The 16,704-nt window shown below is 69.1% G+C and carries 13 protein-coding genes; 2 read left to right on the plus strand and 11 right to left on the minus strand.

Features of this window, described 5'->3' with window-relative positions; translation table 11 throughout:
- Positions 1 to 138: 138 nt before the first annotated feature.
- The 7 genes from DK254_RS07875 to DK254_RS07905 form a co-directional block, all read right to left on the minus strand.
- Positions 139 to 1,308, minus strand: a complete 1,170-nt coding sequence (locus DK254_RS07875; protein WP_109933331.1) for a MalM family protein — start codon at positions 1,306 to 1,308, stop codon at positions 139 to 141.
- Positions 1,309 to 1,319: 11 nt separating this feature from the next.
- Entirely contained in the window at positions 1,320 to 2,918 is a 1,599-nt protein-coding gene (locus tag DK254_RS07880; RefSeq protein ID WP_109933332.1) for an outer membrane protein transport protein, read from the minus strand.
- Positions 2,919 to 2,936: 18 nt separating this feature from the next.
- A complete protein-coding gene (locus tag DK254_RS07885) occupies positions 2,937 to 3,941 on the minus strand; it encodes a transporter (RefSeq protein ID WP_109933333.1) in 1,005 nt (334 codons plus the stop codon).
- Between the two features lie 46 nt (positions 3,942 to 3,987).
- Positions 3,988 to 4,749: a C39 family peptidase gene (locus tag DK254_RS07890; protein WP_109933334.1), complete on the minus strand. Its 762-nt coding sequence runs from the start codon at positions 4,747 to 4,749 to the stop codon at positions 3,988 to 3,990.
- Positions 4,750 to 4,823: 74 nt separating this feature from the next.
- Positions 4,824 to 5,288, minus strand: coding sequence for a DUF6160 family protein (locus DK254_RS07895; RefSeq protein WP_009618705.1), 465 nt, complete (start codon positions 5,286 to 5,288; stop codon positions 4,824 to 4,826).
- Positions 5,289 to 5,519: 231 nt separating this feature from the next.
- Positions 5,520 to 8,240 carry a helix-turn-helix transcriptional regulator gene (locus DK254_RS07900; RefSeq protein WP_109933335.1) on the minus strand — a complete coding sequence of 907 codons (2,721 nt, stop codon included), beginning with the start codon at positions 8,238 to 8,240 and terminating at the stop codon, positions 5,520 to 5,522.
- A 1-nt stretch (position 8,241) separates the two neighbouring features.
- Positions 8,242 to 10,953: a LuxR C-terminal-related transcriptional regulator gene (locus DK254_RS07905; protein ID WP_109933336.1), complete on the minus strand. Its 2,712-nt coding sequence runs from the start codon at positions 10,951 to 10,953 to the stop codon at positions 8,242 to 8,244.
- A 175-nt stretch (positions 10,954 to 11,128) separates the two neighbouring features.
- On the opposite strand from DK254_RS07905, the gene pabB reads away from it, so the two are divergent.
- Positions 11,129 to 12,478, plus strand: a complete 1,350-nt coding sequence (pabB, locus tag DK254_RS07910) for an aminodeoxychorismate synthase component I (RefSeq protein WP_109933337.1) — start codon at positions 11,129 to 11,131, stop codon at positions 12,476 to 12,478.
- A gap of 17 nt (positions 12,479 to 12,495) precedes the next feature.
- Here the strand turns inward: pabB and DK254_RS07915 are convergent, their stop codons facing one another.
- From DK254_RS07915 to DK254_RS07930, 4 genes are read right to left on the minus strand one after another with little or no spacing between them, the layout of a single operon-like run.
- The gene (locus DK254_RS07915; protein ID WP_109933338.1) at positions 12,496 to 13,818 is read right to left on the minus strand and encodes a sensor histidine kinase; all 1,323 of its coding nucleotides are present in this window, start codon (positions 13,816 to 13,818) and stop codon (positions 12,496 to 12,498) included.
- Positions 13,815 to 14,492, minus strand: coding sequence for a response regulator transcription factor (locus DK254_RS07920; RefSeq protein ID WP_109933339.1), 678 nt, complete (start codon positions 14,490 to 14,492; stop codon positions 13,815 to 13,817). Before DK254_RS07920 ends, DK254_RS07915 begins: the two co-directional genes overlap by 4 nt.
- Positions 14,492 to 14,797 carry a PepSY domain-containing protein gene (locus DK254_RS07925; protein WP_089391963.1) on the minus strand — a complete coding sequence of 102 codons (306 nt, stop codon included), beginning with the start codon at positions 14,795 to 14,797 and terminating at the stop codon, positions 14,492 to 14,494. The genes DK254_RS07920 and DK254_RS07925 overlap by 1 nt, the downstream gene beginning before the upstream one ends.
- Positions 14,797 to 15,105 (minus strand): PepSY domain-containing protein, encoded by a 309-nt coding sequence (locus tag DK254_RS07930; RefSeq protein WP_109933340.1) that lies wholly within the window; start codon positions 15,103 to 15,105, stop codon positions 14,797 to 14,799. The genes DK254_RS07925 and DK254_RS07930 overlap by 1 nt, the downstream gene beginning before the upstream one ends.
- Positions 15,106 to 15,257: 152 nt before the next feature.
- Between DK254_RS07930 and DK254_RS07935 the strand changes: the two genes are divergently transcribed.
- Positions 15,258 to 16,337: a patatin-like phospholipase family protein gene (locus DK254_RS07935; protein ID WP_109933341.1), complete on the plus strand. Its 1,080-nt coding sequence runs from the start codon at positions 15,258 to 15,260 to the stop codon at positions 16,335 to 16,337.
- Positions 16,338 to 16,704: the final 367 nt, after the last annotated feature.

Here is a 16,704-nt window from a genome sequence, read left to right on the forward strand (position 1 = left end):
GTGTCGGTGGGACGGCGTAGGAGCGGACTCTGTCCGCGATTCGGCGGATAACGCCGTAGGCGTTATGCGCCCTACGAACTATCGCGAACGCGGGACCCCAAGCTCGCGCCTACAGTCCCAGGCCGGCCGCGGCGCCCCTCACCGCACCACGGCCAGCTCGAACCCACCCTGGTCCGCGTGCTCGCGCACCTTCATGCCCTCCCCGTTCACCGCCAGGTTTTCCAGCGGCCGCTTGTAGGGCTTGTTGTCCAGGGTCTGCAGGGCGCGGTCCTCGTCGGTGGTCAGCAGCAGCACGTAGCGCTCGCCCTGGTTGGCGCGCACCGGCACCGTGCCTTCGATGAAGGCGTAGCGGTACCAGGTTTCCGGGTTGAGCTTGTACACCGCGTCGCTGACCAGGCGCGTCGGGCGCTTGCGTTCGTCGAGGAACAGCAGCGACGGGTAGACCACCTGGTGGTTGGAGAAGCTGCGCACGCGCAGGCCATAGACCTGCTGCGAGGCCGGCAGCTTCATGGCCACGTAGTAGCTCTTGCCCATGGGGAAGTCGAAGCTGGGGGAGAACTTGTTGAGCTCCTCGTAGCGCGGCTCGTCGGCGTTCAGTTCGGTGAACTCGCCGTCGGCTATCTGCTCGCAGCAGCGCCGCTGCAGGTCCTGGTAGAGGTCGTCGAGGGTCTTGCCACTGCCCTTGAGCAGGGCCTTCATGGCGTCGGTCTGCTCGCCACTGCCGTCCAGCCCGGGCAGGGCCTGCGGGCGCTGCTTGAACTGCACCTCGCGGCCTTCGGTGAAGGCGATCTGGCTGCGGCGGATGCCGTCGGCGCGGTCTTGGGCGGTGATCGGCGAGTTGTGCATGCGGCCCTGCTCGTCGACCCAGGTGTAGTACGGGTTGCCGTTCTCGCTGCGGACGAAGCCCTTGTCCTCGTAGGCCTCGGCGTCGATGTACTCGGAGGAGTGGTCGCCGTTGGGCAGCACGTAGTCACCGCGCCCGGCGGGTACCTGGTTGCCGGCGTAGAAGCTGTTCTGCAGGTTGCCCTGGCCATCCACCCAGGTGAAGTAGCGGCGCTTGCTCTCCCCCGCCGGCGCGCTGCCGGGCCAGAGGGTGCCGCCGTCGTCGCGCTGGCGGGCGCGGTCGCTCTGGTCGATGCGCTTGGCCGCCTGGCGCTGCTGCTGGCCGTAGCCGGCGTCGACGAAGGTGTTGTGCACCTGGCCGCTGTCGTCGATCCACGACAGGTAGCGCCCGGCGTCGGCCAGCGCCGGCAGCGGCGCGGCCGCCGCGGCCAGCAGGCAGAGGAGCAGGTGGCGGGAACGCTGCATCCGTCCGGTCCTCAGAAGGTGGTGTTGTAGGTCAGTGCGAAGATATAGGCCTTCACCGTGGTGTGTACATCCATGCCGGCATAGGGGTTGTAGACCAGGTTGTCGATGCCGGTGCAGGTCAGGTTGCAGCTCTGCCCGTTCTTGATGCTCTGCTTGGAGACGAAGTAGTTGAAGCCCAGGTCGATGTTGGTGTCCTTGTCCCAGCGGTAGCCCAGGCCCAGGCCGTACAGGTCGGCGTCGCCGATGGGCACCAGGGCGTCGGCCTTGCTCTTGGGGATCGCCGAGGGCCGGTACTCGTAGCCGGCGCGCAGCTGCAGGCGGTCGTTGACGTCGTACTGCACGCCCATGGCGTAGCTCCAGGTGTCGCGGTAGCCACGGTCGAGGATGATGCTGTGGTCGGTGGCGCCGTTGGGCGCGAAGTTCTTGGCGATGCGCAGCAGGTCCAGTTCCTTGTCGAACTCGATCTCCAGGTTGTTCCAGTCGCTGTAGCCGCTCCACTTCAGGTCGAAGTTGAACTGCCAGTCGTCGAACGGGCGCAGCTTGATGCCGGTGGAGAAGTTGTCCGGGTTGGTCATCTTCAGCGTCGCCACGCCGTGCTCCTCGTCGGCGTTGCCGTAGGGGAACAGCGGGCTGAGGAAGGCGCCGAACACCGAGTTCTGCAGGCCGGACCAGAAGCCCTGCCAGTCCTTGGTGTAGTCCACCCGGTACTTGCCCTTGAGCTTCATGCGCGACTCGCTCTGGTACACCGCGCCCCAGGCGAACCAGTCGTTGGGCTCCCAGAGCACGCCGAGGTTGTAGCTGGGCGAGAGGGTCTGCTGCATGTCCAGCTTGAGGTTGGCCAGGGTGTCGTAGGGGCCGATGCGGCCGCCGCAGACGTTGAACACCAGTTCGACGATCTCCTGCGCGCCGGGCACGCAGGTGGTGTCGTGGAGGGTCTGCAGCAGGCCGGTGAGCAGGCCCGGGTTGCGGAAGTCGGTGTCCAGGGCCATGGCCTGGTGCGAGAAGCCGATGGACAGGCCGAACGACAGGCTGTCGTTCATCTGGTAGCCCACCGAGGGCGAGAAGTAGGTCAGCCGCTGCAGCGACACGCGGCGGCCGTCGTAGCGCCCCGGGTCGCTGTCCGAGTCACGCGAGTAGCCCAGCGCCTGCGGCGTGTAGACGTTGGTGGCGAAGGTGAACTTGGAGCCCGGCGGGTTGATCGACAGGCCCGCCAGGGGCGCCACCAGCATGGGCACGTCGGTCATGCCGCCCAGGCCCGGCAGGTACATGGTCGGCGTCATGGTGCGGCTGTGGGAGTTGGCCACCGGGTCGTCGGACACGCCGAAGGTGCTCTCGCCGTAGTTCGGCGGCGCGTGGAAGCCGGCGCGGATGTCCATCACCCCGCTGACCAGCTTCACCGTGGTCTGCCGGCCCTTGAGCTTGGTCAGGGCGGCGGGGTTGTAGTGCACCGCGTCGATGCCGGTGGAATCGGCGGTGACCGCGTTGCCCAGGGCCATCGCCTTGGGGTTGCCGATGGTGATGTCGTTGGCCAGTTGGGCCTGGGCCGGCAGAATCCAGCCAAGCCCCGCCCCTGCCATCGCCAGCAACAGTGGCGAAATGCGCTTCGTCATGGGAACTCCGCTCGCCGTTTAGTCGGGCTTCAGGCCCTTGATATCCAGGGGCAGGGAAACCCCCAGCAAGATATCCGGTGAGTCTTCGGTCAAGCCGAAGCCGGCGTTCACGTTGACGATGTAGTCAGGCGAGGTTCGCAGGCCGAGCGAGAAGTTCATGACCGCGCTGGTCTGCTCGGGAGCCTCCACCGTGCGGGTGTCGAAGTGGTAGCGGCTCTTCATCTGGTAGGCCATCTGGTAGGAGGTGGCCAGGGACACGTCGTAGGACAGCGCATAGGCCATGCCCATGGCGAAGTTCAGGGTGTCGCCCGGGGTGACCTTGTTCAGCTCCTCGCCGTACTGGTTCTGGTGGATGTTGTCCACCTTCAGGTTGTAGGTGTAGCCGAGCGAGCCGTAGAGCACGACGGGGTCGATCACGTAGGACATGTTGGCGCCCACGCCCAGGCTGTAGTAGCCGTTGCCGGTGGAGACGTCGTCGTCCGGGTTCATGTCGAACGGGCTGTCGCCGGTGGGCAGGCCGAGGGTGGCGTAGAAGGTGGTGACCGGGCGCCCGCGCATCGCCGCCCAGGGCTGCCAGCGCAGGGTCGCGGAGATGTCGCCGAGGCTGTAGGCGTGGATGTCGCGCTCGGTGTCGTACTTGGCCACGAAGGGCAGGCGCAGGCTGAAGGTCAGGTTGTCCCAGACGCCGTAGTCGAAGGTGAAGGAGTTGGTGAAGGTGTGCTGCGCCTCGCTCTGCGCCAGCACGCTGTAGACGCTCTCGCCGGTGCGCACCTGCTGGATGCGGGTGTCGCGCATCATCGAGTAGTCCAGGCCGTAGGTGAGGGTCCGCTCGCCCTTCTTCAGCAGGGTGTAGCTCTTCTCCGCCGCCTGGAACACCTCCTCCAGGGCCTTGGCGCTGTCGGCATCGTCGGCCTTCTTGGCCAGCGCGTCACGCGCCTGGTCGACCGAGCCTTCCTCGGCAGGCGCCGGGCCCGAAGCCAGCAAGGCCAGTATGGCGGCGCACGCATACCCCCTGAATCTCATGATGCAATCCCCTGGTCTTGTTCTTATGGAAGGATGGAAACGCCGCTCACTTGCTGCGTATGAATTGCACGTCGCCCTTGGACGCGGCCTCGATCATCTGGTTGCTGGTGAACTTGCTCATCTCCGGGAACTCGCGGAAGGCCAGCAGGCTCACGGTGCGGTCGTCCACCAGGCGCAGGTCCTGCTCCTTCAGGGCCAGGGCGTTGTGCGGTTCCTGGCCGCCGGGGTAGATGACGAAGAGCACGTTCTGGTCCCAGATGGCCTCGAAGCGGCTGCGGGTGAAGCTGATGTTGCCCAGGGCGGGATCGGCGACGAAGACGTGGTCGTTGTAGACGTCGCGCACCACCACGAAATGCTTGAAGCCGCCGTAGTGGATGGGCACCAGCGCCGGGTGCTCCAGCGAGTCCAGGTCGGCGAACTCGGCGCGGAAGCCGCCGCTCTTGTAGCCCAGCGCGGCCGCGTAGCGCTTCATGTCCAGCAGCGAGAAGCCGCGGCGCTGGACGATCTTGTCGGCCTCGCCGTACTTCAGCAGGCCTTCCATCACCTGGCGTTCCTGCAGGTTGCGGCCCAGGTAGTAGTCCAGCAGGGTGGTCAGCGCCGCCGATCCGCAGCTGTAGTCGTAGGCCTGGCGGATGACGTTGCGGAACTGCACCTGGCTCATGGGTTCGAGCTGCACGGACTCGCGGAAGGGGCCGTTGGGCGTGAGCTGCTGGGTGATGTTCACCGTGCCCTGGGATTGCGGTTTGGTGTCCACCGTCTGGGTGAAACCGAACAGGCCGAGCAGGCTTCCCAGCAGTATCTCGAACATCCCCTCTCCTCTCTCCTGGAAAAACCCTTGCCGGCACGGGCCGGCAAGGGGATACGCGTCACACGACCGATGGATCAGTGGCCCCAGATGCGGACCTGGGAACCGGCCATGTTCAGGTTGGAAACGGTCAGCGAACCGATGCTGGCGGCGCTGGTGTCGCCCACCTTGATGGCGCCCACCGAGACGTCGCCGGTCATGCCCGGCAGGCCCAGGGCCAGCTGCTGGGTATCGGCGGTACCGATCTTGGTGGTGACCACGTCGACGGTCAGCGGGTTGGCGTCGTCGATCTTCAGGGCGGTGCCGCCCGGGCCGGTCAGGGTGATGTTCTCCAGGCGCAGGGAACCGGACTTGGTGTCGTCGATCTTGTCGGTGTAGACCACCGCCCCGATGCTCGCCTTGAAGTCACCGGCGATGCTGATGCCGTCCTGGCCGGTCACGCCGGCGAGTGCGGAGTCGTCCATGGATTTGAGATCGGCATGGGCCAGGAAGGGAGCGGCCAGAACAGCGCTTGCAAGAACCAGTTGTTTGATTTTTTTCATTCTTGTTTCTCTCCAGTGTTCAGGTGGGATTGCCCCAGGGCACTGCAGGAGGCGTCCTGCCCCGCTGCAGGTTGGCCGGCCAAGCCGACCCTCCAGACCCGCGCCGTCTTCCCTAGGTGCCGCGGGCATGGATTCGTGAAGCACCAGGCTTCGCGTCCTGTTTTCCAAGCTACTGGCCAACCCCCCACCTGCCAGCCCATCCAAGGGATGGAGCCGGACGATCCCCGCGCATCAGGCTTCGCTGAGCAATCCCAGGCTCTTGCCCTTGAGTACCGCCTGGGTGCGGCTGCGCACCCCCAACTTGGCGAACAGGTTGTGCAGGTGCCACTTGATGGTGGCCTCCGACAGGTGCACCGCCTGGGCGATATCGCGGTTCGAAAGCCCTGCCGCCACCAGCCGCAGGATTTCCCGCTCGCGATGGCTAACATCCTGATTTTCCTCGAAACCTGCCGGGTCCACGGACAGCCTGCGGCACTGTTCGCGGAGCAGTTCGGCCACCCCCTGCCAGGCCGCCGCGCGCTTGGGCTCGGCCTCGCGCCAGGCGTCCCAGAACGGCAGCAGCCAGATGGCGTCGTCCTGGAACAGCCGGCGGTAGCCCTGGCTCCAGGCTTCCTCGAGGGTGGGCGCGAACAGGGCGAAGGCCTTTTCGCTGTTACCTTTCTGCCAATACGCCACAGAAAGTAACAAGGCCAAACGCAACCGCCGGTCGCGCAGATAGGGCGAGGCGTTCGCCGCCAGCGCCGACTCCAGACGCTGCTGGGCGCGCTCGGCGCGCCGTTCGGACAGCGCCACCCGTGCCTCGGCCAGGGCCAGCGCGGCCTGGGCATCCGCATAGCGCTCGGCGGAGAGTCCCGACAGGTGCCGGGCCAGTTGCAGGCAGACGCGCTCGGCCTCGTTCGGCCGGCGCAGCCACAGCAGCAGCTGCACCTTGCAGCCCATGGCCAGCGCATAGACGCGTTCGTAGCCCGGCGACTGCAGGCCGGCCAGCCATTCGTCGAGCTGGGCCAGGCCCTGTTCAGCCTCGCCGGCGAAGAACCGCGCCTTGGCCATCACCAACTGGCCGCGGCTGATCAGCTCCATGGGCGTGGCGACGTCGCGCCAGGTGGTGGCCAGCGGCAGTTCGGCGAGGATGGCGGCATGGCGGTCCTGCTCGTAGAGGATGTCGGCATAGGCCAGGGCCAGCGGCCCGCCCACCCGGCTGCGCCGGCCGAAGACGCGCTCGACGCGGCTGCGCGCGCCCTCGGCGATGGTCCGGCCGCGCTCCAGCTCGCCGCTCTCCTTGCAGATCAGCGCCTCGATCATGCTCGCCACCACCTGCAGGTACTCGCTGTCGGCCATGCGCAGGCACTCGCGGGCCACGCCGATGGCGCCGGCGGCCTCGGCGTAGTCGCCCAGCAGCGCGTGGGCGGCGGCGAGGATGCAGGCCAGGCTGGCGCGGAACACCGGCTGGTTGGCCGGCACCAGCGCCAGCCACTGGCGCGACACCTTGAGGCTGGCCTCCAGCTTGTCCTGGTACAGCAGCACCAGGGCCTTGAGCACCTGGGCCACGGCCAGCAGCTCGGCCAGGCCGAAGTTGCGCGCCTTGCCCTGCCCCATCAGCAGGCGGGCGCTGAGTTCCTCGATGAGCGCCTCGGCCTCGGCGAACTTCTGCTCGAAGGCCAGCTGCCAGGCGTAGAAGATCTGGAACACCGGGTGCTCGCGGATCACCTCGGCGGGAATGCCGCCGAGCATGCCGAGGATGCTGTACACCCGGTTGCCGGCGATCAGCCGGGCGCCCTGGCGCTCCAGCAGGTCGGCGGCGAAGGCGTAGTCGCGGGCGCGCAGGGCGTAGCGCACGGCGCGGTCGGCCATGTCGCGGCTTTCGCACCAGCGCGCGGCGGCGTTGAGCAGCGGCGTGGGGTCGGCGCTGCGGGTCAGGCGGCCCTGGAGGAAGTCGGCGAACAGGTGGTGGTAGCGGAACCACTCGCGCGCATCGTCCAGGGGGATGATGAACAACTGCTCGTTCTGCAGGCGCATGAGCATGTCCAGGCCGTCGCGGCGCCCGGTCAGGGCGTTGCACAGCTCGGCGCAGAACTCGTCGAGCACCGAGGTCTGGTCGAGGAACTGCTGCAGCGCCGGCGGCAGGCTGGCCAGCACGTCCTCGGCGAGGTAGTCGGCGATGTCCCGCTCGGTGCCCGACAGGCCGCGCAGGAAGCCTTCGCGGTCGCTGTGCCGGGCCAGCGCCAGGGCGGCCAGGTGCAGCGCGGTGATCCAGCCCTCGGTGCGCTTGTACAGCAGGCCCAGCTCGGCGTCGTCCAGCTGCAGGCCCTTGAGCTCCAGCAGGTAGGTATCGGCTTCCTCGCGGGTCAGGCGCAGGTCGGCGCCGTTGAGGCAGAAGGCCCAGGGCGCCAGCGCCGGCTCGTCCACCAGGAAGCGCGGGCGATAGCGGGTGCTGGTGACCAGGCGGACATTGTCCGGCAGGTGCTCGATCAGGTAGCGCGCCCCCGGCTGCAGGGCCGGGTGGCGGATCTGGTGGAAGTCGTCGAGGAACAGGTAGATCGCCCCGTCGATACGCTTGAGGTCGGCGAGGAAGGCATCCAGCAGCCCTTCCAGCGGCAGGGTCATGTCCGACTGCAGCAGGTTCGAGGTGTTGGCGCCGAAGCCGGGGGCGACGCTGCGGATGCTCTCCACCAGGTACTGCAGCAGGCGCTGCGGCTCGCTGTCGCCCTCATCGCACGACAGCCAGGCGACCAGCGCGCCGCTGGCCAGCAGGCGCTCGCGGAACAGGCTGAGCACGGTGCTCTTGCCGAAGCCGGCCGGCGCGCTGAGGATCAGCGCGCGCTGCCGGCGCGCCGCGAACAGGCGGTCGATGAGCGCGCGCCGCGGCAACAGCAGCGTACCCTCGGTGCGCGGCGGGAACAGCTTGGTGCGCAGCAGCGGCAGGGGCGGCTGCTGGGAATTGAGTGTGGTCATGTCAGAGCAGGCTCAGTTCGCGGGCACGGCGAATCGCTTGGGTCCGATTGCGCACCTTGAGTTTCTCGTAGATGTTGTGCAGGTGCCATTTGACGGTGCCCAGGGCCAGCGACAGCTGCTGGCCGATCTCCTCGTTGGAGAGGCCCTGGGCCGCCAGGCACACCACTTCCCGCTCGCGGTCGGTCAGCCCTTCCTCGAGCACGTCCTGTGCCTTGCGCGTTTCCTGGCCGGGCCAGAGCCCCAGCAGGCTGCGGATGAACACCTGCAGCGCCGGCTGGCGCTCGGTGGCCTCCAGTTGCTGGAGCATCAGGCGGATGCCCTCGCCCTCTTCGATGAACAGGCTGCGCACGCCTTCGCGCTCGGCGCCCACCAGGCACTGCCCGAGCAGGCTGTTGGCGCGCTCCTGGTAGCCCAGGCGCTGGTAGCTGAGCGCCGCCAGCAGGTCCAGGCGCAGGCGCTGCAGGCCGTGCCAGTTGGGCTGCAGCAGGCCGCGCAGCTGGGTGATCTCGTGCAGCGCCTCGCTGAAGTGGCCGCGTGCCTGCAGCAGGCGCACGCGGCTCAGGCCGCGCACCCAGAGCACCGGGTTGAACGGCCCCTGGCGGTAGGAGGCGGCGAGCTTCTGCCAGTCGATGCCGTTCAGGCGCTGTTCGGCGCGCTTGCAGCGGTCCGCCGCCGGCTCCTGGAGGATCAGGTTGATCTCCTCGCCCACGGCCATGGCGAAGATGCGCCAGGAATGGTTGCGCGAGGCCAGGCTCTGCATCAGCCCGAGAGTCGCCAGGGCCTCCTTGCCGCGCCCCTGCAGGCGCTGCACCCGCGCCAGGCACTGCATGCCCTGGGCATAGAGGTCGATGGGGTTGATCACGTCGACGCGCCCCAGCGCCCAGCGCAGGCGTTCTTCCAGGCCGTCGACGTCCATGCGGTAGTAGGCGGTCAGGCCCTCGGTGATGGCCGGCAGGGCCAGCGCCTGGGAACGCCGGTCGAACAGCGGCACGGCCTGCTGCTTGACGCGCTCCACCAGCAGCTGCGCCTGCTTCACCTGGCCCTGCTCCAGGGCCAGCATCACCTCGATGGTGGACAGCTGCATGTGCAGGTAGCGGCCGTCGAGGAAGTGGTTGCGCTGCTGCGCCAGGCCCATCAGGCGGCGCGCCTGCTCGGGCTGGCCGTGCATGACCTGGGCGAAGGCGGCGACCAGCAGCACGGCGCATTCGAGGAAGGCCGAGTTCTGCCCCAGCTGGCTCTCCACCCGGCGGGCCAGGGCGATGCACTGCTCAAGGTCGTCCTTCTGCAGCGCCAGCACGGCCTTGACCGCCAGCGCCGAGAGGTACTGGTCGCCCATCGGCGTCTGCGGCTTGCCGTCGCTCCAGCGCGCCAGCAGCTCGTCGAGCATGCGGTTGGCCTCGGGCAGGCTCAGCTCGCTGGCGCGGGTCCAGACGTCGCTGAGCACCAGGATGGGGTAGCGCGCGGCGATCTCGTCGGGCACCTGCCGGCGCCAGCGCGAGATCAGGTACAGCTGGCCGCGGTTGATCAGCTCCAGGCCGTAGCCGTCCACCAGCGCGGCGAGCATCTCCGGGTCCTCGGCCAGGCAGGCGTGCTCGATGGCCAGGGTCGGCATGTGGTGGTTGGTGAACCACAGGCTGGCGTTGAAGTGCAGTTGCTTGAAGCGCTCCGGCTCGCGTTCGCGCAGGTGCGCGCGGAGGAAGTCGGCGAACAGCTGGTGGAAGCGGTACCAGTGGCGCTCGCGGTCCAGCGGCATGAGGAACAGTTGCAGGCTGTCCAGGCGCTCCAGCAGGGCCTGGCCGTCCTGGCGGCCGGTCAGGGCGTTGGCCAGCTCGCCATTGAAGCGGCTCGCCACGCTGAGCGTCAGCAGGCTGTCGCGGATGTCCCGGGGCAGGCGTTCGAAGACGCTGCGCAGCAGGTAGTCGCCGACCTCGGCGGGGCCGCCGCCAAGCCCGGCCAGGTCGCGCTGGGCGCCGGCGGGTGGCTGGCGCAGCCACAGGCCGAACAGCTGCACGCCCATCACCCAGCCCTCGGTCCGGGCGTACACGGCCTTCAGGCAGGCCTCGTCGAGTTCCACGCCGCCACCGCTCAGGTATTCGCGGGTCTGCGCCTCGGAAAGCCGCAGCTCTTCCACCCCCACTTCCAGCAGCAGGCCCTTGGCCCGCCAGGTGGCGAGGTTCAGCGGCGGCTGCGAGCGGCTGCCGATGGCCAGGGTCAGGCCCGGCGGGGCGTACTGCACCAGGCGGTTGAGGCCGGCGAAGATGTCCGGGTGGGTGATCCGGTCCAGGTCGTCGAGCACCAGCAGCAGCGGCACGTCGACCCGCAGCAGGTCGCAGAGCAGGCTTTCCATGACCGCCACGGCCGGCACCCGCAGCGTATTGTGCAGGTAGGCGGCGGCATCCGCGCCGACGTCCGGCAGGCTGGCGGCCAGGGCCTCGGTGAGCTTGCCGCAGAAGCGCCCGGGGTCGTCGTCGGAGCCCTCAAGGGAAAGCCATACCACCTTCTGCCCCTGCGCTTCGCGGCGCTCGGCGAGCAGGGCCAGCGCGGCGCTCTTGCCGAACCCGGCGGGGGCGCTGAAGAGCAGGACGCGATGCTGGGTGGAACGCTCCAGGGCAGCCTGGAGCTGGGGGCGGTACTGGTATTCGGCAGGCACCCCGGAGGATGTCGATCTGGTACGCAGAAGGCTGCCGGCTGCGGTTTTTAGCACTACGTCCACGGCCTCTATCCCTGTTTCATTATCGTTGTGGTACGGAGCATGGCTTCCGCGGGATAATCCAATTCTTATCAGAATGCTTACCTTGCGTAAACCGAAGAGAAGGGCTCTAGCATCGACTCTTCGGGCGTGCGCAAGAATGCGCTCTCAGCCTAGCCCAGGGTTCCTGTTCCTACCTATGTCCCGCTACTTCGTACACCCGCTCCCCTACCGGGAAGACCCGACGGCGCGCTTCGCCCGTATCGCCGGCGCGCCCGGCGCCGTGCTCCTGGACGCCGGCAGGCCTGGCGCCAGCCGTGGACGCTATGACCTTATGAGCGCCTGGCCATTGGCAGAACTGGCACCGGCCGCCGACGAATCGGCCAAGGCGTTCTTCGCCCGCCTGCGAACGGCGCTGCAGAGCCTCGGACAGGCCGAAGCGGCGGAAGTGCCGGACCTGCCATTCGTCGGCGGGCTGATCGGCTACCTGGGCTACGACCTGGGGCGGCGCATCGAACGCCTGCCGCAGCACAGCCGGGACGACATCGGCCTGCCCGACGCGCGGGTCGGCCTGTACGCCTGGGCGCTGGTCACCGACCACCAGCTCGGCAGCAGCCAGCTGGTGTTCCACCCGCGCCTGGAAGCCGCCGAGCGCCAGCGCCTGCTGGCGCTGTTCGAGGCCGACGAGGCGCCGGCGCCGCTGCCGCCCTTCCGCCTGCACGCCGGCTTCCGCCCGGACCTGAGCCGCGAGCAGTACCGCCAGGCCCTGGAGCGGGTGCAAAGCTACATCCTCGCCGGCGACTGCTACCAGGTGAACTACACCCAGCGCTTCCGCGCGCCCTGCAGCGGCGCGCCCTGGCAGGCCTACCTGGCCCTGCGCGCGGCCTGCCCGACGCCCTTCGCCGGCTACCTGGGCCTGGGCGAGGGCGCCATCCTCAGCCTGTCGCCCGAGCGCTTCATCCGCATGCACCGGCGCCAGGTGGAGACGCGCCCGATCAAGGGCACCCGCCCGCGCGGCCGCACGCCCGCGGAGGACGCGGCCAACGCCGAGGAGCTGCTGGCCAGCCCCAAGGACCGCGCCGAGAACCTGATGATCGTCGACCTGCTGCGCAACGACCTGGGGCGCAGCTGCACGCCCGGCACGGTGCGGGTGCCGGAGCTGTTCGCGCTGGAGAGCTACCCCAACGTGCACCACCTGGTCAGCAGCGTGACCGGCGAGCTGGCCGCCGGCAAGGACGCCCTCGACCTGCTGCTGGGCAGCTTCCCCGGCGGCTCCATCACCGGCGCGCCCAAGGTCCGCGCCATGCAGATCATCGACGAGCTGGAGCCGAGCCGCCGCGGCATCTACTGCGGCAGCCTGTTCTACCTGGACGTGCGCGGCGAGCTGGACAGCTCCATCACCATCCGCACCCTGCTGGTGAAGGACGGCCAGGTCAGCTGCTGGGGCGGCGGCGGCATCGTCGCCGATTCGGACTGGGAGGCGGAGTACGCCGAGTCACTGACCAAGGTGGACGTGCTGCTGCGCACCCTGGAGCGCCTCGGCGACTGAGCGCCGGGCGGCGTGTCCTAGGCCGCGGCCCGCCTCGGCAAGGCCACCCGCACCCGCAGCCCGCCCAGCTCGCTGCCCTCCAGCGCCAGGCTGCCGCCGCAGGCCTCGGCGATGTCGCGGGCGATGCCCAGGCCCAGGCCGTGGCCGGCCACCTGCTCGTCCAGGCGGGTGCCGCGTTCGAGCACGCTGTCGCGCAGTTCCTCGGCGATGCCCGGGCCGTCGTCGTCCACCAGCAGGCGGTAGCCGTCCTCGCCCTTCTCCACCTGCAGGCGCACCTCGCCGGCCGCCCACTTGCAGGCGTTGTCCAGCAGGTTGCCGAGCAGTTCCAGCAGGTCCTCGCGGTCGAACGGCAGGCGCAGGCCGGGCTCCGCCGCGCAGGTGATGCGCAGGTGCTGGCCGTGGATCAGCTGGAGCATCTCGCGCAGGCTGGGCAGCTCGGCGTCGCAGTCGAAGTGCGCGCCGGGCAGCGCCTCGCCCACCAGGCGCGCGCGGCCCAGCTCGCGGGCCAGGCGCTGGTCGATCTGCTCCAGCTGCTCCTGCAGCACCCGCTTCAGCTCCGGGTGCTGCTGCAGTTCCTCGCGCTCGGCCAGGCTGATCAGCACCGCCAGCGGCGTCTTCAGCGCATGGCCGAGGTTGCCCAGGGCGTTGCGCGAGCGGCGCAGGGTTTCCTCGGTGTGCTGCAGCAGGTGGTTGACCTGCTCCACCAGCGGCTCCAGCTCCTGCGGCACCTGGGTGTCCAGTTGGCTGCGCTGGCCGTCCTGCAGCTGGGCGATCTGCTGGCGCACCCGCTCCAGCGGGCGCAGCGCGCGGCGCACCGTCAGGCGCTGGAAGAACAGGATCAGCAGCAGCGCCAGCACCCCGGCGCCCAGGCCGATGTTGCGCAGGCGGTTGAAGCTCTTGAGGATCGGCGTGTAGTCCTGCGCCACGCTGATCCGCAGGTTGCGGCCGTAGCGCTTGTAGTCGCCGCGGAAGACCAGCAGGCGCTGGCCTTCCGGGCCCTTGGCCAGGCCTTCGCGCAGGCCCGGTTGGTCCGGCACCTTCAGATCGTGGTCCCACAGCGAGCGGGAGCGCCAGTCGGTCTGCTCGAAGTGGATCTGGAAGTAGCGCCCGGAGAACAGCCGCTCGTAGGCGCCGTCGACGCGCTGCGGGTCCAGCTGCAGCCCGGCCGGGCCGCGGATGATCGCCACCAGCAGGCTTTCCGCCTCGTCCTGCAGGCCGCTGGCGAGGTAGCGGCGCAGGCCCTGGTCGAATAGCCAGAGCCCGGCCTGGGCCAGCGCCAGGCCGATCACCAGCAGCACAGCAGCGAGGCCGAAGCCCAGGCGCCGCTGGATCGAGATCAAGCCGCGCCCCCGGCGCTGCCGGCGAAGCGGTAGCCCTGGCCGCGGCGGGTTTCGATGATCTCGCGGCCGAGCTTGCGGCGCAGGTGGTTGATGTGCACCTCGATGACGTTGGAGTCGCGCTCGGTCTCGCCGTCGTAGAGGTGCTCGGCCAGGTGCGACTTGGACAGCAGCTGGCCCGGGTGCAGCATGAAGTAGCGCAGCAGGCGGAACTCGGCGGAAGTCAGGTCGACCTCCCGGTCGCCCTGCAGCACGCACTGGCGCGCCTCGTCCAGGCGCAGGCCGCCGGCCTCCAGCTGGGCCTGGTTGGCCACGCCGTGGGCGCGGCGCAGCAGGGCCTGGATGCGCAGGAAGAGCTCCTCGGGGTGGAAGGGCTTGGTCAGGTAGTCGTCGGCGCCGGCCTTCAGCCCGTCGATGCGCTCGGCCCAGGAACCGCGCGCGGTGAGGATCAGCACCGGGGTGGCCAGGCCCAGGCCGCGCCATTCGCGCAGCACGTCCAGGCCGGGGCGGCCCGGCAGGCCGAGGTCGAGGATGATCAGGTCGTAGGGCTCGCTGGCCCCCTGCACCGCGGCATCGCGGCCGTCGGCCAGCCAGTCCACGGCGTAGCCCTGGCGGGCCAGGCCGGCCAGCAGTTCGTCGGCGAGGGGGACGTGGTCCTCCACCAGCAGCAGACGCATCAGTCGTCTTCCTTATCCTTGAGGATGCGCCCGTCACGGGCATCCAGTTCCAGTTCGCGGACCACGCCACCGGGGGTGAGCAGCTCTATCTCGTAGATGTAGGTGTCGTGCTCCTTCTCAAGCTCCGCCTCGAGCAGGCGCGAGCCGGGGTAGCGCTGCAGCGCCGCCGGCAGTATCGACTCGAAGGGGCGGATCACCCCTTCGCGGGTCAGGCGCAGGGCCTCGTCCTGGCTGAGGTCGTGGGCCAGCGCCGGCCCGGCGACGCACAGTGCGGCGAGCAGGGCGTAACGCAGAGGATAGGTCATCAGTGGTCCTGGCGGTCCTTGAGCACTTCGCCGCTCACCGCGTCCAGCTCGACGTCCCATTTCACCCCCTGGGCGTCCTTGACGTCGACCTTGTACAGGTAGCGGCCGTGCTCCAGTTCAAGCTCGCTATCGTACACGGTTCCGCCGGGGTGCTTGCCCAGCGCGGCCTGGTTCAGGCGCTGGAAGTCCTGGATGGTGCCGGCGTCGCGCAGGCGCAGGGCCTCGTCGGGGCCGATGTCGTGGGCCAGCGCCAGGCTGGAGGCGCCGAGCAGGCTGGCAGCGGCGATCAGGCGGGTAAGGGTGTGCATGGGGAAGACTCCTGCGAATTGCCAATGTCCGCAGGCTATCGAATAGCCATTAATCCAAGCTGAATGGGTGCGGGATGGATCATTCACCGGATGAAGGATGCTGCCTAGGAAAATACAGCGCTTATAATCGCCGCCTCGCCGGAGAGAGCCCCATGACCGCCATCCACATCAAGTCCCCTGCCCTCGTCCTCAAGGCCGGTGCCCGCGCCCTGCGGCGCATCCGCGAACGCGGCCTGGCGCCCGCCGACGTCGGCATCCTCCCCGGCGCCGCCGGCGGGCCGAAGGCGCTGGGCATCCAGGGGCTGGACCTGGCGCTGTTCGGCGAATGGCTGCCGCGCGCGCCGCGCGAGCGCTCGCTGATCGGCGCCTCGATCGGCTCCTGGCGCTTCGCCAGCGCCTGCCTGCCGGACGCCGCCGCCGGCATCCGCCGCCTGGGCGAGCTGTACACGCAGCAGCGCTTCTCGCGCAACGCGGACATCGTCGAGGTCTCGGCCAGCTGCACGCGGATGCTCGACGACCTGCTCGCCGGGCAGGACGCCAGCGTGCTGGCCAACCCGCACTACCGCCTCAACGTGGTGGTGGTGAAGAGCCACGGGCGCCTGGCCGACGACGGCAAGCGCACCCTCGGCCTGGGCCTGGGCGCGGTGATCCGCGACAACCTGCTCGGCCGCCGCCACCTGCACCGCCACTTCGAAAGGGTGATCCTCCACGACGCGCGCCTGGCCCCGCCGCTGGCGCCGCTGCAGGACTTCCCCTCGCGCTGCCTGCCGCTGGACCAGGGTAACCTGCGCCATGCCCTGCTCGCCTCCGGCTCCATCCCCATGGTCATGCAGGGCGTGCGCGACATCCCCGGCGCCGGCCCGGGCACCTACCGCGACGGCGGCCTGCTCGACTACCACCTGGACCTGCCCTACGAGACCGACGGCGTGGTGCTCTACCCACACTTCACCGACAAGGTCATCCCCGGCTGGTTCGACAAGGGCCTGCCCTGGCGCCGCGGCGACGCCACCCGCCTGCAGGACGTGCTGCTGCTCGCCCCGTCCCGCGAGTACCTGGCCCGCCTGCCCCACGACAAGCTGCCGGACCGCAAGGACTTCAAGCGCTACCTGGGCGACGACGCCGGCCGCGAGCGCTACTGGAACAAGGCCATGGACGAGAGCCGCCGGCTGGGCGACGAGTTCCTCGAACTGGCCGACGGCGGCCGCCTGGGAGAAAGGCTGGTCCCCCTGTAGGGCGCATAACGCCTACGGCGTTATCCGCCGTTCGGCCTTGGCCATACGCCGGGCAAGGAGCCGCCGTCAGGTTCAACCATGGAGTGGCTGGCAAGGAAGGTGTAGCGGCGGATAACCGCGAACGGTTATTCGCCCTACGTCCATGGTGGGCTTGGCGTAGGGCGAATAACGCGAAGCGTTATCCGCCGTTTGACCGCGGCCCCATCCCGCTCGCTGCCGAGCACGGAGCCGCTGTCCAAGCCGCGCCAGGCTCAACAGGGAAGCACGTACGTAGGAGCAACTGTCTTCTGGGCTCCCTCGTTCGCGGGGGTGACTGGATCAAAATTCGCGTCTCCCATGTCGCCCCATTGTAGGAGCGGGCCCTGCC

Origin of the sequence: Pseudomonas sp. RW407 (assembly GCF_003176655.1) — a bacterium.
Taxonomy (GTDB): domain Bacteria; phylum Pseudomonadota; class Gammaproteobacteria; order Pseudomonadales; family Pseudomonadaceae; genus Pseudomonas; species Pseudomonas delhiensis.

Bases quoted from the DNA above. Each gene is read 5' to 3' on its own strand.
- DK254_RS07875 (WP_109933331.1), bottom strand. From the start codon at position 1,308: ATGCAGCGTTCCCGCCACCTGCTCCTCTGCCTGCTGGCCGCGGCGGCC.
- DK254_RS07880 (WP_109933332.1), bottom strand. From the start codon at position 2,918: ATGACGAAGCGCATTTCGCCACTGTTGCTGGCGATGGCAGGGGCGGGG.
- DK254_RS07885 (WP_109933333.1), bottom strand. From the start codon at position 3,941: ATGAGATTCAGGGGGTATGCGTGCGCCGCCATACTGGCCTTGCTGGCT.
- DK254_RS07890 (WP_109933334.1), bottom strand. From the start codon at position 4,749: ATGTTCGAGATACTGCTGGGAAGCCTGCTCGGCCTGTTCGGTTTCACC.
- DK254_RS07895 (WP_009618705.1), bottom strand. From the start codon at position 5,288: ATGAAAAAAATCAAACAACTGGTTCTTGCAAGCGCTGTTCTGGCCGCT.
- DK254_RS07900 (WP_109933335.1), bottom strand. From the start codon at position 8,240: ATGACCACACTCAATTCCCAGCAGCCGCCCCTGCCGCTGCTGCGCACC.
- pabB (WP_109933337.1), top strand. From the start codon at position 11,129: ATGTCCCGCTACTTCGTACACCCGCTCCCCTACCGGGAAGACCCGACG.
- DK254_RS07920 (WP_109933339.1), bottom strand. From the start codon at position 14,492: ATGCGTCTGCTGCTGGTGGAGGACCACGTCCCCCTCGCCGACGAACTG.
- DK254_RS07925 (WP_089391963.1), bottom strand. From the start codon at position 14,797: ATGACCTATCCTCTGCGTTACGCCCTGCTCGCCGCACTGTGCGTCGCC.
- DK254_RS07930 (WP_109933340.1), bottom strand. From the start codon at position 15,105: ATGCACACCCTTACCCGCCTGATCGCCGCTGCCAGCCTGCTCGGCGCC.
- DK254_RS07935 (WP_109933341.1), top strand. From the start codon at position 15,258: ATGACCGCCATCCACATCAAGTCCCCTGCCCTCGTCCTCAAGGCCGGT.